This is a genomic window from Thalassoglobus neptunius, assembly GCF_007859735.1.
GTDB classification, from domain to species: domain Bacteria; phylum Planctomycetota; class Planctomycetia; order Planctomycetales; family Planctomycetaceae; genus Thalassoglobus; species Thalassoglobus neptunius.
The window spans coordinates 1,228,439-1,252,525 of record NZ_SIHI01000001.1; the positions used below are offsets into that span (position 1 = coordinate 1,228,439).

The window sequence follows — 24,087 nt, forward strand, 5'->3', positions numbered from 1 at the left end:
TATCTTTCAGCTTGGGAGTTTCAACGATTGATAGTTGGGGGCGGGTGGGACTCAGGCGACTTCAATGACAGCTTTAATGACTCCGGATTCCGGTTTGGTAAATGTCTCGAACTGATCGATGACATCGTCGAATGATGTTCGGTGAGTGATCCACGGGTCGGTGTTAATCGTTCCGTCTTCGATGAGTCGAATGATCCGGGTGAAGTCACTTGGCAAGGCGTTGCGAGAGCCTTTGATTGTCATTTCCGGTTTGTGAAGTGCAGGATGCGGGAAGGAAATCTCAGCGGTTGTGATTCCGACATAGACAAGCGAACCGGTGTGGGCCACGTACTGGAGGGCATTTGACATCGAACCGTTGTGCCCGGTGGCATCGGTGACGACAGCGTATTTGTCGCCATTGGTGATCTCGGCGATCTGTTCGAGTTCTGAGCCGTCGCCTTTGAACTGAATCGTGTGAGGAACGCCATAAGTGTCGCGGCAGAATTGAAGTCGCGACTCGACCATGTCCATCACGGTGATGGTCGCACCCGTCAGACGAGTGAATTCCAGAGTTGCCAGACCGATCGGGCCGGCTCCGATGATCAGCACATGATCACCTTCCTGCGGAGCACCACGATCGCAGGCGTGGCAGCCGATTCCGAGTGTTTCGACCAGTGCCAGCTGCTCGAATGTGAGCGTTTCGGAAGTATGCAGTTTGTCGGCTCGGATGAGAAACTTCTCGCACAGTCCCCCATCGACCATGACTCCGATCACATTCAGCTTTTCACAGCAGTTTCCCTGTCCCTTCCGGCACGCATAGCACTCTCCGCAGTTCATATACGGTTCGACGCTGCAGCGGTCTCCGGGTTTGACATTTGTGACATCATCTCCGACCTCCAAAACTTCGACACCAAGTTCGTGGCCGGGAATTCGGGGATAGCTGAAGAAAGGCATCTTGCCGAGATAGCCACTGTAGTCGGTTCCACAGATTCCCATCCGATGGGTCCGCACGACAGCCTGACCGGGACCGGGAGGTGCGGGTTCTTCAATGTCAATCTTTTGAAAGTGTTTGGGCTGAGCGAGTTGGATGGCTTTCATGATGAACTCCGAAGGAAATGCGTCTCAGTGGAATGTGTTGAATGGAAATTCGTCTTGAACTTGGAGCGATTCGTGCAACTCAAAGCAACGTTCATCGAGAGAGCGACGTTGCTGTGAATGCACAGCAATCATGAAAATCATCTATGCGTCGACGACTGGGGAGTCATTGTTTTCGGGACGTCCTTCGATGTAGAACCAGTTGTGGATCGGCTTTAAGATCTTAAGAACGTCAGTGAGTAACGCTTCGTCGATTGTTTCTTCCGACCAGTCAACCCACTGGGAGACACGATTCGGGTTGGCCGATCCCGTGACACAGGTTGTGAAGTCGGGATTGGCGAGCGAAAACTGCAAAGCCAGTTTGGCGATGTCGGAACCGTGTTCTTTGCAGTGGTCAGCAGCTTGTTTGGCGATCTCGCGGACTTTCGGGGTGGCTTTGTGCCATTCGGGAAGTGGTGCACCGGTGAGCAAACGGGCTGAGAACGGAGCTGCATTCATCAACCCGACCCCCTTGTCTTTGCAGATCGGGACAAGCTCGAGTGCCATGTCGTTTTGGAGCGTGTAGTGATTGTATGTGAGCAGAACGCCAATGTCGCTGTTGGCGAGAACGTATTTGAACATCTTCATCGGGTAGCCACTGACCCCGATAAAGCGGACCTTCCCTTTCTCAACTTGTTTCCGCAGAGCGGGCAGTGTCTCGTTGACGATTTGAGACATCTCGACGAATTCCAGATCGTGGCAGAGAACGATATCGAGGTGATCGACTTTCATTCGTTCGAGCGAAATATCGACACTTTCCTCAACTCGACGGGCGCTGAAGTCAAAGTGCTGACCGGCGTAGCGTCCCAGTTTAGTTCCCAGGTAGTATGAATCACGCGGAAGTCCCGGAAGGACGCGGCCCAGAAGCATTTCGCTCATTCCGCGACCGTAAAACGGCGAGGTGTCAATGAAGTTCATCCCGCGTTCGATCGCGACATGAACGCTGCGAAACGCCTCGTCGAGGTCGATTTGTCGAAACTCCTGCCCGAGTGACGAGGCTCCGAAGGAGAGTTTCGTCAACTCGATTCCAGTTTTGCCCAGAGGTCGTTTTTCCATGATCTGGTTACATTCGTTTGAAGAGATGCGGGATGCGGTGTTTGAATTTCGGAGAATCGTCGCAGCTGCCATCTGAAACCGACATTGTCCGAACTGTGGTGAAATTATGCCAATCGATCAACAAACTTGAATGGCTAGACTTTACATTTGGATGTCAATTTTTAACATCGAGAGATGTCCAGTTCGTCAGCACAGTCAGCGCTTCCCGAGTTCGTCTCCAAGCAAGTCACAGAAGCGAGACGTTTCTTCCTGAATCTGAATCCTGTTCACGAGAGTCCGTTCGATGTCGTCTGCGGAGGCGTCGAAACGACCCGTCCTGAATACGTTGTCGACCGCGAGGATTTTCCTTACTTCGCTGTTGAATTCGTCTCCGAAGGCGAAGGGACTTTGCTTCTGGATGGGGGCACGTTTCGGTTGGCTCCGAGAGTGATTTTTGCTTACGGACCGGGAACTTCGCACACCATTCGAAGTCACAGCGACAACGTGATGCGAAAGTTCTATGTCGATTTCGTTGGAACTCAGGCAATTCAAATGCTTGAGGAATCGAAGTTGAGGTCAACATCGCAGCGCTTCGTGGCATTGACTGTCGGTCGCGTTCACGAGATTGCTGAAATCTACGAATTGCTCGTTCGCAACGGACTCAACAACGGGCCAATGGTGACGCCGATCTGCAACTCGCTCACGCAGTTGTTGCTTCTGAAGGTTCAGGAGGTCAGTCTCCCGCAAGAGAACTCGATGCCGCAGGCGTATTTCACCTTTGAACGGGTTCGCCAACTCATTGACGAAAAGTTCCTGCAACTGGATTCGGCACAAGATGTGGCTCATGAGTGCCAGCTGACTCCTGTGCATCTTTCGCGACTGTTCAGTCGGTTTTCGGATTGCGGGGCATATCAATATTTGCTGAGAAAGAAAATGAATTACGCCGCAGGATTGCTGATGAACGAGGGGCTGCTGGTCAAAGAAGTGGCAGCGAAGTTGAATTTTGGAGACCCGTTTCGCTTCTCGCGGTCGTTCAAACGAGTTTACGGAATCGCCCCGACTGATCTTCTGCGGGCGCGACGATAGAATGTTCCCGCAGCCGTGAGTCGTTCATGCAAAGTGCTTGCAGTTTCAGAAGTCGTCGGTGAATGTCTTCCGCGTGATTGCAGTGTGATCTGTGAGATGAGACGCTGAATGTCATCGCCAGTTTGAAAACTGAGTGTCTAAGAGCCTATCCGGAATCCTCTTCATGCTGTAAGTCGGTATTTGAACGGAGCTTGGTTGGGTGAAGGAGCTAAGCGGCGGAGCATGCGACCAATGGAAGCCACATAGATCATGGCTTCGCTCGATTTGGTGATCAGTTCAAACAAATGGTGAAAACCAAAAGTCTGAACACCTGACAACAAGTGATCATCTGGGCGCTACGCTTTTATTCCGTCACACCCTCTCCGTCGAGCGCTACGTTTTCTGACCGATGTCTACAGTCGTGTAGATCTACACAAATACAGGCCGACGCAGATCCGGAGATCAGCGGTCGGACTTGAACAGATTCAGCAGTGAGAGATCGAGCGGTTGCGAGGTCAGCAATCGCAGGATGACATTCAGAATCAGGACGATCGGCAGGGCGTAGCCTGCAAATTCATCCGGCAGCCCACCGGAATTGATCGCCTCCAGAATCGAGCCGACGGCAAAGACAGCGAACACGATCAGATTCGCCCAGAGAGTTTTCGAGGTCAAAACCGACTTGGGTTGTTCGTTCATGATTTCCCTTCCGTGGGTGTTCAGGTTCGCTCTCACAGCGAACACATACGAAGTCAATGAGGCATGCCATCATGGCGATTGAGACGAAAACAACCTCGACGCTGGGAGTTGAGTCGATACGATGAAAGTCACTGCGTCAGCGATCCGCCTCGTGCAGATCTCGGCAGTGACTCCGGACCATCCCGACCCGTTTCATCGCACGTTCAAGGAAGAACAACCCTGCCACTACGTCAGGGGCGATGTCAAGACGTTCGCAGAGCGAACGCGGTCGAACACATCAGTGTTCGCCTGACAACACAGCACCGACAAAGGAAGGTCAGATGGTCCGGAGAGTCCAGAGTAGTGAAGGTCCGTTGGATGATGGTCGAGCCTGGGATGATGACTTCGATCCGGAGCCAGCGGAGATGAAGCCTTCGAAGAAACCTCGCAGCCGATCTCTGAAGCTCAAGAAGCAGATCAGCCTGATGATCACCCGGGAGGAGTATCGCCTCCTGGAACTTGAAGCCTCGCGTCGATCGTCGATCGGCACCAAATCGAGCGGCACCTCGTCGCGACCGGTCTACGTGACCGACCTCTTGCGAGAAGTCCTGCAGCCGCTGCTTGAGCAACTCGCAAATAATTGATCGGCGACTCTAGAATTCTATTGACTGCCCCGTCGCAGTAGTCAGATCGTGCACGCCCAGCTTCGAGCAGGACTGTCACCGGGGGCAACCGATGACAGTCCCTAACGCGAAACATGTTGACCTAGCTAGGAGGTCGCTACATTCCGCGTGTGCGCGGTAGAAAGTGCGACATCATGTCTGCCAACACTCCCTGTCATCGGTCTGCCCAGTCTTCGCAATTGAGCAACTCACCTGTCACCCGCAGGACCACTGCGAGCGACAAAAAACTCCTGCGCTGTCCATTCCCGTACTTCGGCGGGAAGAGTTCGATTGTTCCGATCGTCAATGAGCGGTTTGGAGAGATCACTGCTTTGAGAGAACCATTCGCTGGCTCGGCAGCACTCACACTCGCCAGAGAGCCCGTCGCCCACGAAGCCCTCAACGATGTGAATCACTACATCGTGAACTTCTGGAGAGCGATCAAATCCGATCCCGAATCTGTCGCGGAGCATGCTCACCATCCCGTCACGGAAGCCGATCTCCACGCGCGAAGTACTTACCTGTTCCGAGGCGATGCAGTGAAAGGAGCCCAGCATCGGATCGCACAAGATCCGGAGTACTTCGATCCCCGCCTGGCGGGCTGGTATGCCTGGGGCAAATCGTGCCAGATCGCGAATGCGTTCGAGGGCGTGCAGAAGTCCAAACCTTCGATGCGTGGCAATGGAGTCTGTGTTCCGGTCTACCGCACTCAGCGAGCCCGTCAACTGGCACTGATCGACTGGTTCGGGGCGTTGGCCGAACGACTCCACAACGTCCGGATTCTGTATGGGGACTGGCAGCGACTCGTTTCGGCCCCATCCTCGCTGGGACTCTTCAATAAGAACTCCATTTCCGGAATCTTTCTGGATCCACCGTACGCCCACAGTCTGGCCCGAGTTCAGCAGCTGCTCGGCCTGGCGACTGAAATCTCAGATCCCGATCGCGGCCGCACAGACTGCTACCTGTGCGACGACGACAAGAGCCAGGTCGACCAGCTCGTCGCCGACGTCAATCACTGGTGCCAGCAGTCAGGCAGCAATCCCCGACTCAGAATCGCCCTCTGCGGTTATTCGGGCGAACATGACAACCTCGTGAGCGATCACAGCTGGACCAAGCACTCCTGGACAACCCACGGAGGCTGGGCCAACACCAGCAAGAAGACAGACACCCGCGGGAAAGAAAACAAATCCCGCGAAACAATCTGGTTCTCACCGGGGTGCGTTGGTGAGTAGTTTGGAAGTGTTCCAAAACCTCGCCCCCTGCACTGAGCCTCGAATACATCCGAGGTGAGCTACAAGTGATAGAGCGAAAGGAAGCTGACCAATTCCAGGCCATGCAATTGAGGAGTGCCGTCGAAGGAAAACTCACAGCGGTGTGCAGGGTCGGAGCAGGAAAGTGCATTGATCTGATTGTCGACAATCGTGTCGAACGACGAGATGGTTCAACGACCATGATCAGCGGGTTGTGGCTGTTGACGTGGATTTCAGACTACGGGCGGACCACAACTCCGCTGCATCATTTTGTTATGCCGCTGCCTATGGGGCAAGTCGTTGCTTGGTAGATTTTGCGTGGAATGGCTTGGCCTTGATGACGAGGGAACTGGGCGAGTCAAGTACGGTGAGCACAAGCACATCGTCGACTATGGTGTAGCGGAAATCCGTTTGCTTCCCCAAAACTGTGCCCCGAAAACGTCCATTTTGCCCCGCAGGAAGGCGACTTGTTTTTGTGACAAGCTCCTGAACGTTCCATGGTTGTGCTTCCGTCACCAACCGGAACGTAAGCTTGCCTTTGGCGAAGTGAACGCTGCCCAAAGTGTATTCTGCGGTCACTCGTCCGTTGGTTGATTCCGTCCCCGTGAAGTCATCAGAAGGCTTGCCGTTGCGTTCGACGGAGGTGACACGCCAAAGCGAATCACGCAACGTTTCGGCGGCGTCAATGGTGGAGCTGGAAAAAACTAAAGCGAGAACTGGAATCACGCGAAACATAGTGGCGTCCTTACGTATTGAATTTTGAAACTGTGTCGTGTTGCGGAATAACGTGTAAAATCACCGGGTTGCCGCCAGTGACGTTGACTTCAATTTCCGCCGGGCCGGCGCGGTTGATCTTCCATTTTGAAAACGCGTGACCGGCGGCTCCGCGTTCATGCCTTTGTTATTCGCCGGATTTTCCACTGGTTTGGGGATTTGACTTCCTGGCAATCGCGCATGAAATCACCAATCCCCATAAACCGCCTAGTACTGTGAAGGCAAGCACGGCCATTACTGGGGATACTTCCTGAAGTCCGGACTCTACGGGAAGCGTCGGGAGTGTCATTGCTGGTTTGATGCTGAGCGCGAACGCAACGAGCGCTGACAAGAAGCATGGAAACCAAATCGGCATTCGATATGTGAGAGTCTTTGCCATCGAATTTCTCCAGAGTGCGGAAGCTTTAGAAGCTCTTCGGTCGATTGTTGCAAATATTGTTTCAAACGCAACAGCGAGCCGTTTAGTAAACGAAAAACCACCGCTAACAGTTTGACCGTTGTGAGGCCAAGGAAAGTTACCGACAAAGGGCTGTAGGCGAACGTTACGGATCACGCGGGCGGGACAAGTGATCGTCCATTTGAATCCGCACGCAAGCCCGCCTCGCGTGCATCCGATGGTTCGTCGGCGTTTCGTGTGACCTGCGCATTTCAGGGCATGCGTCAGTTCGCCATCGTATCGTGCTTGGGAAGTCGCTGGTCGATATTTCCAATTTGGTCGTAGGCATGGAGCGTCCGAAACGTAGTGCCATCTGCATCCGTGGCGTCCAGGACAATATACCGTTGGTAAATCCGCATCTGCGTACCGTCATCACCTGCGGCCAATCCGCCGAACGAGCCATCTGGATTGGCGGGATGTCCAGGACCGATGAAGTGTACAGACACAACATCCGTGAAGAGCAAGTCACCCAGAACGGAACTGTGTTCCTTCGAGGCTGCTTCGAGCTTGATTTCTGGACCTGGAGGGAAATATTGAACGTCGTCCTCAAGGTAGTGGGGTGATGGCAGCGTTTGTCCGTCGCTACCAAACACGCTTACGCAAACAGCGAGCACTCCCAGTGTCATTACGATGATGGGTTTGTAGCACTTTTCCATCTGTTAGGCTCCTTCCGCGAGAGTTCGGCTAGAAGTAGTAGTCGAGCGGGCGCTCAGTCCGACGAACTTGTTATTCAACTGCGCTGTAATTTAACTGCGCGCAGGATTTTACCGGGACGGAGCCACCTTTTCCAGTAAAAGGTGAGCACAATGGCGCTGAAGTCTGCGCTGCTCGATCAGATCAAAATCGTCTGTCGACGAAAAGGGTATTCCAGGGAATCGGCACGCACCTATCGCCACTGGTGCGAGCAATATGTCCTTTGGCTACGCAAGGCAAACGGGACGTGGATTCATCCAGGCGACTGCGGTCGAGACCATGTTGAAGCATGGCTGACGGATTTAGCCGTCACGCGTCACGTCTCTGCGACATCCCCAAACGTCGCCTTCCAATCGGTCTTATTCCTGTACCGGGAAGTGCTTCATGTCATGATCGGAAACGTCAATGCCCTGCGAGCGAAACGCCCACAGCGGTCACCAACCATCCTGTCTCCCTCAGAAGTGTCACGCCTGCTCCAGGAACTCCAGGGGCGTGACAGATTGATCGGCCAGATTCTCTATGGGTGCGGACTGCGGATCGGTGAAGCGGTATCGTTACGAATGAAAGATATTGACATCGAGAAAGAGATGATCAACGTCAGGGCTGCGACTCAAGAAGAAATCGACCTCTGGAACTGGCACCACCAAATGATCGCCAGCCACTCCTGATCATCAAATTCACTTCCGAGCGTATAACGACGCAGAACTGACAGTGCCTCTCATTGTCAGTTCTGCGTCGAATTCCTTGCACAGAGTCCCTGCCGCGAAGTATGTTGATGGAGGCCAGCTTCGTTCCACACCTCTGTTGAGAAAAGGGTCTCCCATGATGCGCAACTGTGGTCTCAAACTCTCTTCAACGCTGCTTGCTTTCGGATGTCTCTGCTCACTCTCTCACTCGGCCTTCGCGGATGTCGTGTTCAACAACCTTCGTCAGGGTTCCAATGCGACGTTCTTTGTGTTTCCGGTCGACGAGACCGTTCTGACTCCACCACCGACTGACGGAACGATCATTTCGACGTCTGATACCGACGGCGATGCGTCTGCGTCGATGGACACCTCGATCACTCAAACGGGCGACACCTGGACGATCAGCTCCTCGTTCGATTCCAATCGTCCGATCGACATCGATCTCACGAACTCACTGCTGATCGTTGATTTCGATCTGACTCGCGACATGAGCTGGTCGCTCGACATCTCGATCGACTGGCCCGACACCGGACTCGATCACGGACTCGGCCGACCAGGAGTTGTTCTCTCCTTCCTGGAGGACCTCAATGGAACTCGGCTTTTGGAGATCGACAGTCCCGGCGACGTGAATACGACGCAAACGTTTTCTGGATCCGGACTCGCCCGAAGTGGAAGTGGATTTCAGCTGTACTTTGATATTTGGGATGTCCGTCACTTCGTCGACGTCAACGGCGTGGAAACAACACATCCCGGCAGTGCCAGCGGAACGTTCGAGTTCACACTCTCTCCCGCTCCCGTCCCCGAACCGACGTCAATGGTCCTGTTTGGTGTCGGAGCCATCAGCCTGCTGGGAGCTTCACGACGTCGAAATGCCTAAGTCGATCCCTGCTGATCTCAACCGTGCCACTTTCAGCGATGACACAGCATTCTCTTTCCGTAAATCAAGAGTTAGACAGAACTCTTTGATCAAGATCTTCTTCGCGAGAACAATCAACCAGAATGAAATCACCATTTACGATCCCATCTCGATATGGTTGACTCTCCCACTTTAGCCTGAGCCAATCGTTTTCTGCCTCACAAAAATGGCGAAATGGATTGTAGAGTCACAGAGCGCTCGAACTCAGGAAGTGCTGCCGATTCACCGAATTCAAAATTTCACTCTGAATGCGTTCAATCACGTCTTTCATTGCTTGCTCTATCTCGTCGAACTCCGCATTTGGAATTCCTTGTTTTCTTGACCCATGAGCCAAAGCATTTCGAATCTGAATCAAGCGATTAATTTCACCTTCGACGCTCCTAACCCAATCATGCGGAATTCCGAGAAGAAACAGGTTTCTCGAAAGCACTTTGGGCTTCATATTTGAATCGGAATCAACTACAGCGTCTTCCACAACAATTTCTCTGGACCGTAGAGAATCATGTTGTTCAATGAAATTCCTCCTTCTCCATAAAATGTGTAGTTTTCTGTCGTCTGGTAACTCACTGGTAAACACGCGACACTTTTCGTCGCCAGATTGGATTGCCTTGAAAATGTGGCCCCACGCGCCAGCAACGATTGATGAAGCCGCTGTCTGCGCTGTCAGTCTTTGACGGTTAACAAAGATTCGATAATGGTTAAGGGCAAAGACCGCGAAACCTTCATAGTGAGCATAAAGCATTACAATGATCGACTTGCGATGAGATTTCGATTCGTCATCATCTTCACGACCAATCAGATTTGAAAGAGACCGCAGTTCATCTTCTCTCCACTCCCACTCCCTGCGTAGTTCGTTTTCGAAATCGTTAATCTCAGCTTGCAAGGGATCAGATGTCATCGCGGTCTACTTCTCTCAATGACTGTTCGACTAGTGAGATCTTACTATCGTAGATTGCCTTGAAATTCTTTCCACCCCCTACTGTGTAGTCCTTCATTTCGGGGTTCTTCTTTGCATTCTCAATTCCGTTTTTGAGTCTCGTATTTTTCTCTGGAGTCAACCAGGTTGTGTCAGATCCAACTACACGAGCAATTCCGATGCTAAATGCTTCATAATGACTCATCGAAAACCCGCCCGAGAAACCGCCGTTGACCCATCTGGAGAACGCATGGCTTCCAACTGATTTGTTGATAGCCTCGAACGTATTCTTGAATATCGCCGCCTCTTCTGAAAAGTCAAAGAGGATGTTGTTCTCGGCCTTGCGATCTGTGACTCGCTCCATGAAGTCCGTTAAGAAAGGTGAAATGTCGTGTACATATTCGCTAAGATTGTTCTTGAATGCAAAGAATCTTAGGACGAGTTCCTGTCTTCCCATTCTTTGCTTCGACTTTTGTGCTAATCGCTCAGTGCAGGCGAGAAAATGTTGGTTTTGACTCAACTCTATAATGAAATCGTTGAAGTCGTTTCCCAGAATTCGTATGGAACAATTGCGAACTTCCTGTTCGCTGAGAACTTCGCCTCCAGTGTTGAGTCGTTTAAACATGTGATAGGCGAAACGGCTGTTGTTTCCTCGCTTTATAAGTTCCACTCTTAGCGTGGCTCGTCGTACTCTATATTGTACGGTTGTCGGAAGGTCGTCGAACAAAAGCCCATTCAATTCGGGGACGATGTCGCAACCGGTAAGTCTCAAGAAGTCTTGACCTGCGACAATCGGCTTCTCTCTGTCATTCTCGTACGTCTCTATGTTGAGCGCTCCACGAAGGTAGAGATAAGAGGAAATCCGTTGTAGTCCATCGATAAGTTCCCATTGACCTTCTTTGATTTCTAGGATGTATATTGCTGGAATAGGCATCTCCAATACGATTGATTCTATGAATCTTGAACTGGTAGCCGCATCCCACCGATAGGCTCGTTGGTATTCAGGAGCTATTTCTAGTTCTTTCGTCGCGTGCATGTCGGCAAGTTCGTTGAAGGAAAGGTCCAATGAGCGAACGCTCGCACGCTTACGCTCGCGCTCAACCGCGTCGTAGACACTAGATGTTCCAGTAGTTGAGTGTTTTTTATTTGTCATAACATGCGCCGTTAGGATCAATTGACACTAATCTTTAAGCGAAGACTTGCGAAACCAGAGGACTGACTCAGTTGTTCGAGCGTTTGTGCGATACTTTCGACTCTTAGCATTCAAGCTACGCATTGATCGATGGACAGGGAACGATTGAGTTTGAGTGTGCTCCCACGATAAGAAACTTGCCATTTGCTCAAGAATCTTAGGAAGGTCGATGTGGAGTTCTTTGTAATAGGAGTCTTGAACGACGATTGCGGCTTTGCCGTTAGGCTTCAGGCATCGATCGACATCGGAGAGCGACTTCTGTAAATCGGAGAAGTACTGTAAGAATGTCTTTAAATAGTATGTTTGGGAATGTCTGCTCGGGTGGGAGGAGACTTTATCCATCAGGCTGGAGCACTCCTCACCCCATGTTGCTTCAGCACATTGAATTTGTCCACGAATTGTGCTTGTTCCCATTGATCGTTCTCTGACATCTCGGAGGAGCTGGTCATCTACTCCAAGAACAGCGCTTTCGACTCGAGTAGTGATCGCGTAATCGATTCGTGTGCAGTATGGAGGTGATGTGAGAACGAAATCGATGGAATCTGGTTGAATTGGAAGGCAACGAGAATCGGCAACCATCAGGTGATGTTTTGATTGCGAGGTGGCATCGCTCAGCTTCAACACTCGCTTCTCGGCACATTGAAGTACCATGTTACAAACAGCTTTTTTGCTCGATTTTACGCGTTCGTCTGGATTTGGCCTTTTCCGCCATGTCGGATTCTTCGATCGCGAAGCAGGTTGAGAAAGCGATGCGGCCACTTCGAACAAGGTAGTCAACATGAAGCATTGCTCGGGGGAAAGTTCATCAAGTGGAATGTCATTCGTGATCTTCTTCTGCCAGAGTCGCAAAGTTTTTGCAGGTGCGTGGTGGAACCAAGCACTTAACGGATCGCTAGAATTCCGAATCGAATCTCCAGGTTCATTGAGGATCCAATCTGAGATTGCAGAAGCTTTCATCAGTAAAGCATCTCTCGTCGCAAAACGTCCACGAGAGATGACCATGGCTACTGGATTGATGTCGGCTCCGACAATCCGATGTCCCATGCTTACTGCCGCAGATGCCGTCGTGCCAACGCCGAGCCATGGATCAAGGATTGTGGAGTTTGCCGCAAGAGAAGCTTGTTCAATTGCTTGAATCGCGAACTCGTCTGAGAACATTGCATAAAATTGGTACCACCTTCCAGCGGAGTCTCTCGTACTAGAGTTCACTTTCGGCGATACAGTCATTGTGCCCATGTTTTTTCCTGCTGAATGAAGAGGAATCATAGTTGAATAGAAAGATCAGACAAAGGGTTCTCGGAAGCAAGACCAGGTAGAAGTTTCATCGTGTTGGTGACTTGAGTGAATCGATCAATTCCAAACTGTCTTGGAGAAGTTTCACATACAAATGAGCGTCGATTACCGATTTCGCAGCTCCGCCATGACCGCCTTCTCCAGCTCCGTCAGATCCCACTCGGCCAGGACGGCGTAGAACTCACCGACAACGTGCTTGAGCAAGAACGGATCCGTTGGCGGAACCATGGACTTCGGTTTTTCGTACCACTCCTCGACTTCCCAGAGGATGTACCAGTCGCGGAGCTGTCCTTTCGCAGGTCGGACATCCGCCGGAACCATTGGGACCATCGCATAGGCGCGCCAAACGCGAGGTCGTGACTCGGGACCACTGAGCTGAACCGTTCGGTGCAATCGTTCGCTGAAAATTGTCCACGACCCGTATTGCAGTTGAACTGCCCCATTGCGGAAGTCTGCCAGTTTCCATAACAGACCTCCCTGCGATCAGCTGGAGCAATTGCGAGGCGAGGTCGGCCGAGTTCATCAAACCCACCCTCGTTGATGGCATCAGACAGGTGGATCAGCGGATAGCCGTCCGCTGCAGCGTTGTAGACCTCGACGAGGCGTTGATACTCCTCTTCGGCATCCTTGTGCATTCGCGATCGGTAAGCCGTCAGCTTCCGTTTCGCTTCGTCCTGGTCGATGTGAATCAAGTTCGTGTTCATGAGTTCTCCTCGTTAGTGGTAACAATCCGAATCCTGCACGTCGGTCCCATCTGATGCTCGATCGACTGCAGAGTTTTCAGCCGTCGGCCGCACACCAGGCGGTAAGTCACCGGAGGTTCCTCCGGATCGATTAGTGACCTTTGACCGGCGATCAGTTTGCGACGCGGACGATCCATCAGCGTGCCGAGTGTGGATTGGCTCATTTGACCGGGAACTCCTCTCTCAGTCGTCGCATTTGCTCAGCTCGCATTTGCTCGAAGCTGCGTTCCTGCGCGTAGTCCTCTTGTGCTGCCGAGGCCGGGGGAGATCGAGTGTTGGCAATCGCGTGGGGATCCAGACTCCGCAGTGCTTTCTTCGCCCAGGCGAGATCGTGTTCGTCATCGACCTGCTTGGCGATGGCTTCCAGTCCCTGGCCGAGCAGGCAGTGGAAGAATCCAATCGGGCTGGCCAGTTTTCCGGACTTGCGAGCGATCAGCGAAGCCAGCTGGAAGAACAGCAGTCGATGCCTTTCAACGTCGCGGTACTTCTCGCGCGTCATCGGATGTTTCAGGCAGAGTTGCCAGAGCTCCTCGACGATCCTGGGATCCTTGAGCTCCTCGGGTTCGATCGCAGATCGCTTCTGACTGACAGTCGCCAGGCTGAAGGCTCTCTTCTTCGGGAGATCGGGAGGACTCGACGCCGGAGGCGGGACCGGCTTCGGTCGCGATGCTGACTCCGGTCGCGTTTTCTTCTCCTGGGAAATCTCAGAAACTCCATCCTTCATGAATTCATTTTCATATTCATGATTCATGAATTCATGAAGGGCCCCCTTGTGACTCCCCTCCTGAACCCCCTGGTGAGTCCCCTCAGACGGCAATGTTTCTGCAGTTTCGTATCGAAACCGGCCGCCGCGGTGAACCCCCTCAGTGGTCCCCCTCCTGACCTCCCTGGTGCGCCCCCTGGTGCGCCCCCTGGTGCTCCCCCTCGAAGAGTGTTGAGCCGAGACATCTTCGAAGATGTTGGGCCAGGCGATCGTGAAGATGTTGGTCTTTCCGGGAACCTGCTCGATGGAGAGATAACCGAGTCGTTCCGCGATCTTCCAGTTCCGTTTGACGGTGCTCACCGCACAGTCCATCTCGGTGGCGAGTTCTTCTTTCGAGGGATCGAGATAGGTGTTCCCATCGTCATCGACCCAGCCGATTTGATTCGCCAGGGACTCCATGGCGAGTAGCAATCGCTCCACGTTTTCCGAGAGTCCCAGGCTGCGGATCAGCTCCCGTCGAAACTCTCGCCGCCGTTCTGCGGCTTCCGCTTTCGCATCCGCAGCTGCGAAGGCGGCTTCGAAGTCGATCTGCCCCGGTAAGGGAGCATGACTCGTGCGCGACATCATGAATCCTTTCTAAGTCAGGCGACATCCTTGCTCACCCTGTTTTGCCCCAAAGCGGGCTGTTCCAGGATCTCAGCTCTCAGGATCTTGATCGTTCTCGGAGCGGTGATTCCGATCCGAACTCGATCGCCCCGCATGGCGACGGCTTTGATCTCAATTCGCCGACCATCTTCCAGTGTGATGACGATGTCCTCATCGACATGACGTGATAACACAAGCATCGTGCTCCTCCATTTCCATGAACTGTGATGAGCGGTTCCGGGACCTATTTCGAAACCCGCTCGGGAAAAACCTTCGAAAGTTCTCTGAACTCCAAGACTCCATAACCCTGCAAGCGGGAGTACTCTTCGCACGCCGCCTCGCAGAGCCACCAGGACTGATAGAAAATCTTCAGCCGACCACATCCCGGACAAATTGCTTCGTCAGAGAATCGCAACCCGAGAAGCCGTTGCATCGACTTTGGAACTCTGACGTCCTCGGGTTTCTTCTTCGATCGCAGTAATTTCCAGAACTCACGCAAGTCCTGGCATGTCTCAATTTCACGGTCTTCGACAACCATCCGGAATGCTTTCGAAAGTGGCAGCTTTCTCACAGGCAGTGAGTCCAGTTTTGCACGCGAGACGATCACCTCTGGCATCAACTCAGGCGGGAACGACAGAGATTCAAATTCGCTCTGGTCGACAACCTCTTTGGTCTTAGGCATTGAACAGACTCCGTTGGATGCTGGCACCACGATGAGTGATGGGAGTTCTATGGATTTGCGGTGTAGGCTCGGCAACTGTGACCGACGGTTTGGGAATCGGCGGTTCAGTGATTTCGTTGTTGAGCGTTTCAGAGATCAGCTGGTCGAGCGTCACAATCCTCTGTGGCCGGGCGGAGCAGTCGGTCAGCTTCTTCGACCAGGTGTGAATCAGATAACGACGTTTCGCCCGTGTCGCGAAGACGTTGCCGAACTGATTCAATGGGCCGGACCACTCCAACCCGAAGTCACGGCAGCGATCGAGGAACCTCTCGTGTTCTGGTGTCGATTCACCCACGACCTCGTGGGGCTGATCGTGCACCAGTAATCTCTTTTGAGTCGGCGCCACGTGTTGTTCAGTTGGAGCGGGTTCTGGAGTCTCTTCAGGTGAGCCATCCCACCACGGTCCTTCGTGAAACTCTTGCTCACCCACAGTGCCCCAGAAGTTCCAGCGACCCGTCTCCAGGTCGATCGAGAATTGACGCCCAGCCAATTCAGCAAGCTTGGTTCCGCCCCGCGTCCCATCGGGCAGCAACTGCAGCCCGTACCACCGCAGGCCATGCAGCGACCGAAACGGTTTCATCGCGATCGCGAAACCACTTTGTTCCAGATGTGACCGTCGCTCCTCCGGGCTCATGACTCCGAGTCCTCCTCGAGGGGGAACTCGGTAATGTGTTCAGTGACGTTTTGAATCAGGTAGAACGTTGGCTCGAGTCGGTGGATACGAACCCAGTCCTCAAAGGTTTTGGACAACCTTTGAGTGAGATCAGAGAGTTCCTCCTTGCTCGCTTCAAACGTCCCTTCCGCTGCTTCCGAGGAGTAGTCGGGGTGATTGCAAATTAAGTCTTCGATGACCGATTCGCCATCAATCGACGGCAAGTTGGGCCTAACAAGTTGACCAATGTAAAACTTCTCGCAGATGTTCAAGGCAAGGTGTGCTGGCGCAGCAGCAAGAGCTTCCTTCTTGGTTTTCCAAGTCTTGAAGATCGGCCAGGTTTCCTCCTGATAGGTAACCGACCAACGTCCGGATTTGTCTTCTGGTTTCATGTTTGCGTTGTCCCCTTTGTTGCCAAGTCGAACTGCATCCAGATCTCTTCCGCGTGCGAATCGATGCGTGTCGCGAGGAAATCGTGATGCTTGAGAAACAGTTGCATGCCGAGTGCCGATTCCGGGACGGCGATGTCGATGGTGTTTCGATTGAATTGCGAGAGCTTCGCTTTCAGACGTTGAATCATTTGTGACCCCACGCCCGATCGACGCTTCGCAGGATCAACGGCAAACTCCAGTATGCGAAGCCGCTTGGCGTGCAGCTCGTAGATCATGTATCCGACGATGCAATTTGCCTTTTGCCTCTCCAGATGGGCCTCTGCCACCATGCCGATGCAGTTTCGTCGTTGCAGTGCTGTGAGCATTTCCTCGATCGTCCAGGCTGGGTTGTAGGCCTGGGCAATCCGATCCACAGAAGAAGCATCGCACCGCAACAACCAGCGGATTCCCACAGCGAGTGATTTCCTGGGGAGCAGGCTCATCGAGTCGCCTTTCTTCGTCGGTCGACGAGTTTGTTGATCGTTCGCGAGTCGTAGTTGAGTGCGCAGCGGCAGCAGAAGTACTTGACGGGCCGGTGAAGTTTCTCGGCCTCCTCTTGAGCCAGGGCGATCGTCGAGCAGGCGATGACAACTTCGTCTCCACAGTCTCGACAATGCCCGCGCGTGATCGCCTCGCCCGGATCGTGCCTGGCAACCAGAGGACCGGCCGCCACGATCATCACCGCATCAATCGGCCACATCTGGGTTGGTTCGGGATGACTCATTCATGCTCCTCAGAATCTTGATCGCGCAGTGTCTGATGTCCGCAGTGCAGGCAAATCACAAACGTTCGTTCTCGTTCGTCCTCATCCCACTCGTGAATCGTTTCCCGCTGGCAGACAGGGCAATACGGATCGTCTCGCTTTCCTCGTGGGTCGCAGTTGTCGATTTCCTGATCGCGATCTCGGAGGCATTCCCGCACGAACTGGAATGGATGAAAGATCACTGCAGGCATCACTCGCAGCAGGCCGACAATCCGTTCTCGGAATTTCATCCGGCAGTCTCCTGCAGGTAGGTCAGGCCATCGAACCCTGGCGAATAACGTCTCTCTCGCTCGCGAACAATCTTGCGTTCCGATTCTTCGAGCTCAGCCACTTCGAGCGCGTGTTCGAGTTCTTCAATCCGCTCTGACAGTTGAGAGATTGCCGAGCGGCTTTCACGACTCGCGGCAAGCTCAATTGCATCCGACCACTTTCCAGCGATCTTGGAATAGTCCTCATCTTGAAGTTCTGCGGCCGCCTGAACCAACAGCGCCAAACCCTCCGTGTGGAGCATCAGGTACCTGAGATCCGAGCAGTCCCGAATTCGATTCAGCAAGTGGTTGACCGCCTGTTTTGCCGCCGTCAGCCCACCGTCCCCGACTGGCTCTTCACCCTCAGAAAGCACGATCATCGTCGTCCTCCTCGTCATCATCAGTCACGTCGGTTTGCGATTCGAGTCGTCGCAGCTTGGCTCTGAGTTCCGCAGGCAGGTCATATTCAGAAACCGGATGTCGGACGTGTCTCTCTGCCATCATGCGGGCGACCTGTTCGGTCGTCGGTGTGATGGCGTAAATCGACCCGGCCCCGAAGAGCTTCGTAAATGCAGGGCCGGATTCCGTTTCGGGAATGACTGTCCGCCGATCACCTCCTCGGAGAGTTCGCCGCAGTAGGTTTGGTGACCCATGATTTCGACGATGGCCCAACTGCGCATCGGCTTGTGTTCTGTGATCAATCCTTCGTCCAACTGTGATCTCCTTAGTGTTGTTTCAAGAATTCGCGACCGGGCTTGCGGATCTTCCATCCGTCGCGGGCGTAGTAATCGACCAGGTGACAATCCGCCGCCCGATCGAGAATCGCGTAGACGGTGTTGTAGGAGAGGCCGAGTCGATCGCAGATCAACAGGATTCCGGAACCGCCCGGACGTGAGTTGAGGTATCCTAAAACTCGCAAAGCATCCGCAGTCGGCTTGAAGTGTTTAGTGGCCTGTTTGAATGTCATCGATCACCTTCCCTGATGACTTCGGAATCCGATCTGTATCGGAACCTGACTGGTCTCAGTTGTTCCGGGCACGTTGTGAGATTCGTTCTGCTTCCTGACGCAGACGCTGGGAAGCGTGATAGGTACAAGGGACCGCCAGTTCGCCCGTGGGCAGAAACCAGCATCCACAATCACCGTGCGGCCGATGACCGTTGGATCCATCGAGTCGATTCGCAGGTCGGGCCGGTCGTTTGAGTCGTCGAGACATGGGGTGTTCCTTGAAGTTGGAAGTGGTGAAGCGAGGTCTCCTGATTGGTTGAGGGCTGTTATTGCCCTGGATGGACCGCCGCTCGAACAGCGGCGTCCTTGCTTTCAAGTAGCTTTCGCAATGCCACCGACCGCTCTGGGCCGTTTGGAATGGAACTGCAAATTGTCGTTGCCAAGGAGTGGAACGGCATCGATACTTTCTGCAGATGAGCGGGGAGGTGTTCGTACTCAAACCATTTCAACATGCGGTGTTGGGACATGGGGTGTTCCTTGAACTTGGAGTTGTGAACGCACTTTTCGAAATCAGTTCAGTGATCGAGCAGATGCTCGTTCCCAAAAGTTGGATGTTTGCTTGGCGTCTGGGTCCGAGGGGTTGATCTGCAGATACTTACGGCAGGCGTTGCCTGCGTTGGGCAGGAGAGCGGTGTCTCCGACGAAGGTGCTGCAGCAGGCTCCTCCGGTCTGAACGGCAAAGACCAGGACGGCGTCGGCCTTGATGGAGTTTTTGAGCTTCACAGCCGCTGCTTCGAACTGCATATCTTTTGCGGCGTTGATCGCGATCTTCTTCGCGGGTGTCATGGCAGGCTCCTTGCCAGGAAAAGGGGGAACGGGGAAAAACACAGCTCCAATTCGTATTGCGAACACTGCGGTGTTCGATGTGAAAGCAGCTGCCCTGGAGCAACCCCGCTTCGACGGGCCGTTCGAAGCTTGGGTATTCGTGTTGCTCGACAGGGCAGCAATCAAGGCAGGCGGGTTGAACTGCCTTGATGATCTGGATTGTTGAGAGGGGTTGTTGTCAGAAGAATTGAGCGTCGCCACATTTGGACAACACCGGGTCCGGTCTTTCCCTGACGAGTGCGAATGGACACAACACTCGGGTGCATGTGAAGGCTGTTTTTCAGAACCGTGCTCAATAGTTGTTAAAACAGAGTCCGCTGTCGATCGCCCGGGTCGAGGCCGAGAAAGCACTCGGGAACGGGTGCCGACTCGACAGCTTCGCGGATGCGCTTGGTAGGAAGATCGTAGTTCTGCGCAGAAACGCCGGGCACATAATGACCGGCAATCCAGTTGCCGAGCTTGTCTTCGATCGCGTTGTATTCGGTCACAACCCGTTCTCGAAAGTGCTTGATCTGCAGGTCGACAACGTTGGCGGCAGGCAGGATCTCGGCCCGCCAAGTCGCGTAGTATCCTCGCTTCCAGCGTTTCTGCTGATGCAGGTAGCACCCCGGCGAACGGAATCCGGGAAAGACCATGTCGTCGTCGCTCTGGATGGAACGGAGGTGACGTTCGACGGTGGTAGTCATCGGAAGTCCCTGCAGCTTGGAAGTCTTCAGGGCTTCGAATTGAATCAGTCGATCGGAGAAACGCACGTCCTGCCACTTGAGTTGCGTCAGATCGCGAGTCCGTTGCCCGTAGGTCCATTGCATGACGAGCAGCACGCGCCAGAGACGCATCGTCGTCAGAGATCCGGGGAGTGTCGCTTCGGTCGGATAGGTCGCCCGGTGACAGGAATTCCACAATCGTTCGAGTTCGGCGACGGTCACTGTTTCCCTCTGACGTTTGGAAGGGGCGTGTACCAGTCGCGACTTCATACGACGGGACACACAGGGGACAGCCGCGATGATTCCGTCGTCGCAGGCACAGGCAAAGATCGACTTGATTTCGCGCCAGATCTTGTTGACGGTGTGTGGTGATCGTCCCGGCAGCAGCACGTCTCGAAACGTTTGCAGTGTCTCGGAAGTAACGTCGCGAATGTCGGGATCGTCGGTCAGTTCTTCCCAGCGTCTCAAGGCCCCTTCGTCCTCTTTGAGTGAGCGCGGTGAGAGCTCGATCGAGAAGGTCGGCAGCAGCTCCTGAGTGTAGTACTTGCGAAGAGTCAGCTTCTCTTCGGGATCGCGTGCGTGGCCTCCCGAACTCGCGGGAGGGTTGGAGATGTTCCCCGGATCGTAGATCGTGGGAAACTTGAGAATGGAACTCCGTTCGTCGTCGTTGGCACTCCGTCGATGCGATGGTGCAATCATTTCGTGCCCTTGCGGTACTCAGCAAAACCTGATGATCGGCATCGATCACCCATGAAAATTCATGACCGAAGAAACCATAGAACGGAATTAACAGATCGGAGCTTGTGAATTCGAAATTCTCAACGGGGTGCCCGTTGAGTGCTTCGCTTTCCAAGATTCCCGATCCGTAACTCATCTTCGATGATCTCCCTCAACATCGGCTGAAGGAGGAAGGTAAGTAATCATCTACATTCGAGTCAAGCGGGCTCCGGTCGAAATTGTAATTTTGAACTCTTCCGCATCTGAGTCTGCATAAAAAAAGCCATCTCGCACTATGAGCGACATGGCTTTCGGAGAACACATTGTCCGATCGTGATCAAGCTTCCCCGGTCTTCGTTTCGTCGGTACGTGCGGTCGAATCCTTGCTCGCAGCAAATTCGAGTGGAAGGTTCAGAGCAATAAAGAACTTTTCGACGACGTCCAAACCAGGGCAAATCTTCCCAGTCAGGTACTGATTCACAGTCGGATTAGTGATGCCTATGCGACGTGCAAGTTCCCGCTGAGACATTCCCCGCCGGGAAAGTTCACTTCGGATGATCCGTCGAAACTCTTCTTGCAGAACCACTTACTTTCCAGATTCGACTGGCTCTCGAACCTCGTGAGATCCGAGCTGCAATGGGATTCCAAGTGCGATGAAAAACTTTTCGACAACATCAAGGCCAGGGCAAATTTTTCCTGTGAGATACTGCGTCACTGTCGGACGTGAAACACCCATGCGACAAGCCAACTCGTTGTGAGTCACACCCTGTCGAGTGAGTTCGTCCTTGACGATCCGTCGAAACTCTTCTTGAAGGACCACTTTCATTCTCCCAGTGTAACGGGCCTGCAGTGGTTGGCGAGGTTGGAAACCGACGTTATTTGTGACGGGCAGCCACAAACTCCGGACACCTCGGTTAGAGCAGCGGACTAGCAGTCCGATGCTCCGCACTACAAAACCCTGCAAATTAGGGTGAAAAAAGTAGGGCCGGCGGGACTCGAACCCACAACCAACGGATTATGAGTCCGCTGCTCTAACCGATTGAGCTACAGCCCCCAATTGTGTTTTTGCTGCACGTTCGACTTTCTGGCAGGAGTTGCTGTGCAGTCGATTTTTGCAGGATGGGGTTGGCGAAGTGGTTGTTGAAACGGGCTAACGCTTCTGCGTCACACGCCAATCTCCATCTTGCTGAGAAGATGCGGAAGTATGTCCCGAGACTGCGTCGAGTGCAAGTCTGGTTGCGGGACCTCGATTGAGAGTGAGTGATGGTTTGCGGGCTCGTGGAAACCTTTTCGTGAAAGATGCCCGATCGACATATCGAAGCTGTTGACGGTCGTGTTGATGATCTGTTCCTGATTACAATCATGGCGGGATAGAAACTGAAAAAGAGCAGGGCATGATGTTTGAATTCCTGGAGGTCGAATGATGGCAGGTGAGGTTGTCGGCTCGCGGCGTTTGATTGAATTGGCGGCGTTCGTCTTTCTGCTTGGGAATGCGAACTTGCTGTTCGGGCAGGAGGCAATACTTGATGGGAGTGAATGCCTTTGTCAGGGGGAGGTTGAGCGGGCGTTTCGCAGCTTGAATACGGACTCACCGGCGATATCAGTGCATGACCCTTCGAAGCTTATCGTTCAGGATGGTGTGCTTTGGGGATTTAGTACCGGGAGAGGAGTTCGGTCGTTCTATTCGACGGATTGCGAGACGTTTCAGCGGGGGCCTTCGGTCTTTTCTGAGAGTCCCGAATGGGTGGAGGAGATTGTTCCCGATCACGATGGTCGCTTCTGGGCACCGGATGTGATTGTCCTCAATGATCGTGTTCTTGTTTATTACAGCGTTTCATCTTTTGGGAAGCAGAGCAGTGCGATTGCGTTGGCTTCGTGCTCGGCTCTGTCGACTGAAGTTGGGAAGACCGAATGGAAGGATGAAGGAATCGTTGTTCGGAGTCGTCGGGGCGATCACTTCAACGCCATTGATCCGACGATCTGGAAGGCTTCGGATGAAACACTCTGGATGGCCTTCGGTTCTTTCTGGGGAGGCATATATCTCATTCAGCTCGACCCGGAGACCGGATTGAGGATGGATGATGACTCGATGGTTCCGTTGGCATTTCACGAGCAAATTGAGGCTCCCGGACTATTTGAACGGGACGGCTACTATTATCTCTTCGTGAACTGGGGATGGTGCTGTCGGGGTGTTGACAGCACCTATGAAATCCGTGTCGGGCGAAGCCGAGAGATCACCGGACCTTACTTCGATCGCGAAGGCGTGGACTTGCGTTTGAAAGGGGGAACGGAAGTTCTCACAACTTCGGGCGCGATGATTGGTCCGGGGCACGGAGAAGTGTTCGTCTGTGACGATCAACAGTTCCTGAGCTTCCATTATTATGATGGTGATTCCAATGGGCGGCCGCGACTTGGAATCCTGCCGCTGGAGTGGTCAGAAGAGGGATGGCCAATTGTAAGAATGCCTGATGCTGAATGATGATTGTGCAGGCGCCGATTTCTCAGATTTGCTAGAATTCCGCGTGCTGTTTCCGACTCAACGGATCGCCGGTAGAATTGATTTTCGACAAGGAAGACGACCGGCAGTTTCGCTGAGTTCGAAAGAGTGAGATTGCCTTGATTGTTTGCAATTGACTCGTGAAAGAGTTTGTCAGTGGTTTCATCACATCACGGCAGATCGTTCGAATTGGTGATTAGAATCCTCAGGAGGTGTCTACGATGCGCAGTTCTTATCTGACTCTATTTCTGTCGTGTGCTCTTTGCATTGGTGCAGGCTTCGTCATCTTCGATCGTCCGGGGCATGCTCAGGATGATTCGAAAGCTGCGGAAGCGGACGACAACGGGAAACCAGTTCTGAATCTGAAACAGTTCATGCGCGCGAAGCTCGATGCATCGAATAAGGTTCTGGAAGGGTTGACCACTGAAGACATGGAACTCGTCCAGTCAGGAGCGAGGACGCTCAACAAAATGAGTCGATCGGAGAAGTGGCGGGCTCATAACGATGCGATGTACAAACAATTCAGCAACGAGTTTCAGCGTACGACCGATGAGTTGGTGAAGGCTGCCCAGGAAGAGAATCTCGATCAGGCAACCTTGAAATGGATCGGAGCGACCATGGCCTGTATTGAATGTCATCGCTACGTTCGAAATACTCTGATCGTCAACTGACAAACTTTGATCAACTCGTGAGCGAGTCCGACGGATCTCTACTTCGCAGTGGAAA

At 53.1% G+C, this 24,087-nt stretch carries 36 protein-coding genes and 1 tRNA gene; 10 read left to right on the forward strand and 27 right to left on the reverse strand.

Features of this window, described 5'->3' with window-relative positions; genetic code table 11:
- Positions 1-51: 51 nt before the first annotated feature.
- Positions 52-1,077 carry a zinc-binding alcohol dehydrogenase family protein gene (locus tag KOR42_RS04970; RefSeq protein WP_146507538.1) on the reverse strand — a complete coding sequence of 342 codons (1,026 nt, stop codon included), beginning with the start codon at positions 1,075-1,077 and terminating at the stop codon, positions 52-54.
- 141 nt (positions 1,078-1,218) lie between these two features.
- A complete protein-coding gene (locus tag KOR42_RS04975; protein WP_146507540.1) occupies positions 1,219-2,169 on the reverse strand; it encodes an aldo/keto reductase in 951 nt (316 codons plus the stop codon).
- A 174-nt stretch (positions 2,170-2,343) separates the two neighbouring features.
- Here KOR42_RS04975 and KOR42_RS04980 point away from each other — a divergent pair, with 174 nt between their 5' ends.
- Positions 2,344-3,234, forward strand: coding sequence for an AraC family transcriptional regulator (locus KOR42_RS04980; protein WP_146507541.1), 891 nt, complete (start codon positions 2,344-2,346; stop codon positions 3,232-3,234).
- 441 nt (positions 3,235-3,675) lie between these two features.
- Here the strand turns inward: KOR42_RS04980 and KOR42_RS04990 are convergent, their stop codons facing one another.
- Positions 3,676-3,909, reverse strand: coding sequence for a hypothetical protein (locus tag KOR42_RS04990; protein WP_146507543.1), 234 nt, complete (start codon positions 3,907-3,909; stop codon positions 3,676-3,678).
- A gap of 121 nt (positions 3,910-4,030) precedes the next feature.
- Between KOR42_RS04990 and KOR42_RS26450 the strand changes: the two genes are divergently transcribed.
- The 4 genes from KOR42_RS26450 (at position 4,031) to KOR42_RS05005 (ending at position 6,111) form a co-directional block, all read left to right on the forward strand.
- The gene (locus tag KOR42_RS26450; RefSeq protein WP_197440875.1) at positions 4,031-4,201 is read left to right on the forward strand and encodes a hypothetical protein; all 171 of its coding nucleotides are present in this window, start codon (positions 4,031-4,033) and stop codon (positions 4,199-4,201) included.
- A gap of 28 nt (positions 4,202-4,229) precedes the next feature.
- A complete protein-coding gene (locus KOR42_RS04995; protein WP_146507546.1) occupies positions 4,230-4,532 on the forward strand; it encodes a hypothetical protein in 303 nt (100 codons plus the stop codon).
- 173 nt (positions 4,533-4,705) lie between these two features.
- Positions 4,706-5,782 (forward strand): DNA adenine methylase, encoded by a 1,077-nt coding sequence (locus tag KOR42_RS05000; RefSeq protein WP_146507547.1) that lies wholly within the window; start codon positions 4,706-4,708, stop codon positions 5,780-5,782.
- A gap of 65 nt (positions 5,783-5,847) precedes the next feature.
- Positions 5,848-6,111, forward strand: coding sequence for a hypothetical protein (locus KOR42_RS05005; protein WP_146507549.1), 264 nt, complete (start codon positions 5,848-5,850; stop codon positions 6,109-6,111).
- Here KOR42_RS05005 and KOR42_RS05010 read toward each other — a convergent pair.
- Both KOR42_RS05010 and KOR42_RS05015 read right to left on the reverse strand, forming a co-directional pair.
- A complete protein-coding gene (locus tag KOR42_RS05010; protein WP_146507551.1) occupies positions 6,086-6,535 on the reverse strand; it encodes a hypothetical protein in 450 nt (149 codons plus the stop codon). The genes KOR42_RS05005 and KOR42_RS05010 overlap by 26 nt on opposite strands.
- 699 nt (positions 6,536-7,234) lie before the next feature.
- A complete protein-coding gene (locus tag KOR42_RS05015; RefSeq protein WP_146507553.1) occupies positions 7,235-7,666 on the reverse strand; it encodes a hypothetical protein in 432 nt (143 codons plus the stop codon).
- 150 nt (positions 7,667-7,816) lie between these two features.
- Here KOR42_RS05015 and KOR42_RS05020 point away from each other — a divergent pair, with 150 nt between their 5' ends.
- Complete coding sequence (locus KOR42_RS05020; protein WP_146507556.1) at positions 7,817-8,371, forward strand: phage integrase N-terminal SAM-like domain-containing protein; 555 nt, start codon at positions 7,817-7,819, stop codon at positions 8,369-8,371.
- 154 nt (positions 8,372-8,525) lie between these two features.
- Positions 8,526-9,266, forward strand: coding sequence for a PEP-CTERM sorting domain-containing protein (locus KOR42_RS05025; RefSeq protein WP_146507558.1), 741 nt, complete (start codon positions 8,526-8,528; stop codon positions 9,264-9,266).
- A gap of 226 nt (positions 9,267-9,492) precedes the next feature.
- Here the strand turns inward: KOR42_RS05025 and KOR42_RS05030 are convergent, their stop codons facing one another.
- The 18 genes from KOR42_RS05030 to KOR42_RS05120 form a co-directional block, all read right to left on the reverse strand.
- On the reverse strand, positions 9,493-10,203 hold the full coding sequence (locus KOR42_RS05030) for an MAE_28990/MAE_18760 family HEPN-like nuclease (RefSeq protein ID WP_146507560.1): 711 nt from the start codon (positions 10,201-10,203) through the stop codon (positions 9,493-9,495).
- Entirely contained in the window at positions 10,193-11,374 is a 1,182-nt protein-coding gene (locus KOR42_RS05035; protein ID WP_146507562.1) for a DUF262 domain-containing protein, read from the reverse strand. Before KOR42_RS05035 ends, KOR42_RS05030 begins: the two co-directional genes overlap by 11 nt.
- Positions 11,375-11,401: 27 nt before the next feature.
- Positions 11,402-12,679 carry a DNA methyltransferase gene (locus KOR42_RS27710; protein ID WP_146507564.1) on the reverse strand — a complete coding sequence of 426 codons (1,278 nt, stop codon included), beginning with the start codon at positions 12,677-12,679 and terminating at the stop codon, positions 11,402-11,404.
- Positions 12,680-12,811: 132 nt separating this feature from the next.
- A complete protein-coding gene (locus KOR42_RS05045; protein ID WP_146507566.1) occupies positions 12,812-13,027 on the reverse strand; it encodes a hypothetical protein in 216 nt (71 codons plus the stop codon).
- Between the two features lie 379 nt (positions 13,028-13,406).
- Positions 13,407-13,613, reverse strand: a complete 207-nt coding sequence (locus KOR42_RS05050; protein WP_146507568.1) for a hypothetical protein — start codon at positions 13,611-13,613, stop codon at positions 13,407-13,409.
- Positions 13,610-14,779, reverse strand: a complete 1,170-nt coding sequence (locus tag KOR42_RS05055; protein ID WP_231740660.1) for a helix-turn-helix domain-containing protein — start codon at positions 14,777-14,779, stop codon at positions 13,610-13,612. Before KOR42_RS05055 ends, KOR42_RS05050 begins: the two co-directional genes overlap by 4 nt.
- Before the next feature lie 14 nt (positions 14,780-14,793).
- Positions 14,794-14,997: a carbon storage regulator gene (locus KOR42_RS05060; protein WP_146507572.1), complete on the reverse strand. Its 204-nt coding sequence runs from the start codon at positions 14,995-14,997 to the stop codon at positions 14,794-14,796.
- Between the two features lie 44 nt (positions 14,998-15,041).
- Positions 15,042-15,479: a hypothetical protein gene (locus KOR42_RS05065; RefSeq protein ID WP_146507574.1), complete on the reverse strand. Its 438-nt coding sequence runs from the start codon at positions 15,477-15,479 to the stop codon at positions 15,042-15,044.
- The gene (locus KOR42_RS05070) at positions 15,472-16,152 is read right to left on the reverse strand and encodes a hypothetical protein (RefSeq protein ID WP_146507576.1); all 681 of its coding nucleotides are present in this window, start codon (positions 16,150-16,152) and stop codon (positions 15,472-15,474) included. Before KOR42_RS05070 ends, KOR42_RS05065 begins: the two co-directional genes overlap by 8 nt.
- On the reverse strand, positions 16,149-16,562 hold the full coding sequence (locus KOR42_RS05075) for a hypothetical protein (protein ID WP_146507578.1): 414 nt from the start codon (positions 16,560-16,562) through the stop codon (positions 16,149-16,151). The genes KOR42_RS05070 and KOR42_RS05075 overlap by 4 nt, the downstream gene beginning before the upstream one ends.
- A complete protein-coding gene (locus tag KOR42_RS05080) occupies positions 16,559-17,044 on the reverse strand; it encodes a GNAT family N-acetyltransferase (protein WP_146507580.1) in 486 nt (161 codons plus the stop codon). Before KOR42_RS05080 ends, KOR42_RS05075 begins: the two co-directional genes overlap by 4 nt.
- Complete coding sequence (locus tag KOR42_RS05085; protein WP_146507582.1) at positions 17,041-17,325, reverse strand: hypothetical protein; 285 nt, start codon at positions 17,323-17,325, stop codon at positions 17,041-17,043. Before KOR42_RS05085 ends, KOR42_RS05080 begins: the two co-directional genes overlap by 4 nt.
- Positions 17,322-17,594, reverse strand: a complete 273-nt coding sequence (locus tag KOR42_RS05090; RefSeq protein WP_146507584.1) for a hypothetical protein — start codon at positions 17,592-17,594, stop codon at positions 17,322-17,324. The genes KOR42_RS05085 and KOR42_RS05090 overlap by 4 nt, the downstream gene beginning before the upstream one ends.
- Positions 17,591-17,992: a hypothetical protein gene (locus KOR42_RS05095; RefSeq protein WP_146507586.1), complete on the reverse strand. Its 402-nt coding sequence runs from the start codon at positions 17,990-17,992 to the stop codon at positions 17,591-17,593. The genes KOR42_RS05090 and KOR42_RS05095 overlap by 4 nt, the downstream gene beginning before the upstream one ends.
- Positions 17,976-18,284, reverse strand: coding sequence for a hypothetical protein (locus KOR42_RS05100; protein ID WP_146507588.1), 309 nt, complete (start codon positions 18,282-18,284; stop codon positions 17,976-17,978). The genes KOR42_RS05095 and KOR42_RS05100 overlap by 17 nt, the downstream gene beginning before the upstream one ends.
- 52 nt (positions 18,285-18,336) lie before the next feature.
- On the reverse strand, positions 18,337-18,579 hold the full coding sequence (locus tag KOR42_RS05105) for a helix-turn-helix domain-containing protein (protein WP_146507590.1): 243 nt from the start codon (positions 18,577-18,579) through the stop codon (positions 18,337-18,339).
- A 55-nt stretch (positions 18,580-18,634) separates the two neighbouring features.
- Entirely contained in the window at positions 18,635-18,826 is a 192-nt protein-coding gene (locus KOR42_RS05110) for a hypothetical protein (RefSeq protein ID WP_146507591.1), read from the reverse strand.
- Between the two features lie 302 nt (positions 18,827-19,128).
- Positions 19,129-19,404 (reverse strand): hypothetical protein, encoded by a 276-nt coding sequence (locus tag KOR42_RS05120; RefSeq protein WP_146507595.1) that lies wholly within the window; start codon positions 19,402-19,404, stop codon positions 19,129-19,131.
- Here KOR42_RS05120 and KOR42_RS05125 point away from each other — a divergent pair.
- A complete protein-coding gene (locus KOR42_RS05125; protein ID WP_146507597.1) occupies positions 19,403-19,609 on the forward strand; it encodes a hypothetical protein in 207 nt (68 codons plus the stop codon). The genes KOR42_RS05120 and KOR42_RS05125 overlap by 2 nt on opposite strands.
- Before the next feature lie 136 nt (positions 19,610-19,745).
- On the opposite strand, the gene KOR42_RS05130 is transcribed toward KOR42_RS05125, so the two are convergent.
- From KOR42_RS05130 to KOR42_RS05145, 4 genes are all read right to left on the reverse strand, one after another.
- The gene (locus KOR42_RS05130) at positions 19,746-20,846 is read right to left on the reverse strand and encodes a tyrosine-type recombinase/integrase (RefSeq protein WP_146507599.1); all 1,101 of its coding nucleotides are present in this window, start codon (positions 20,844-20,846) and stop codon (positions 19,746-19,748) included.
- A 355-nt stretch (positions 20,847-21,201) separates the two neighbouring features.
- Complete coding sequence (locus tag KOR42_RS05135) at positions 21,202-21,450, reverse strand: helix-turn-helix domain-containing protein (RefSeq protein ID WP_146507601.1); 249 nt, start codon at positions 21,448-21,450, stop codon at positions 21,202-21,204.
- The gene (locus KOR42_RS05140) at positions 21,451-21,684 is read right to left on the reverse strand and encodes a helix-turn-helix domain-containing protein (protein ID WP_197440878.1); all 234 of its coding nucleotides are present in this window, start codon (positions 21,682-21,684) and stop codon (positions 21,451-21,453) included.
- 160 nt (positions 21,685-21,844) lie between these two features.
- Positions 21,845-21,918: transfer RNA gene (locus KOR42_RS05145), tRNA-Ile, on the reverse strand.
- 366 nt (positions 21,919-22,284) lie between these two features.
- Here KOR42_RS05145 and KOR42_RS05150 point away from each other — a divergent pair.
- Both KOR42_RS05150 and KOR42_RS05155 read left to right on the forward strand, forming a co-directional pair.
- Positions 22,285-23,343 carry an arabinan endo-1,5-alpha-L-arabinosidase gene (locus KOR42_RS05150; RefSeq protein ID WP_146507605.1) on the forward strand — a complete coding sequence of 353 codons (1,059 nt, stop codon included), beginning with the start codon at positions 22,285-22,287 and terminating at the stop codon, positions 23,341-23,343.
- Between the two features lie 239 nt (positions 23,344-23,582).
- Positions 23,583-24,032, forward strand: a complete 450-nt coding sequence (locus tag KOR42_RS05155; protein ID WP_146507607.1) for a hypothetical protein — start codon at positions 23,583-23,585, stop codon at positions 24,030-24,032.
- Positions 24,033-24,087 lie beyond the last annotated feature (55 nt).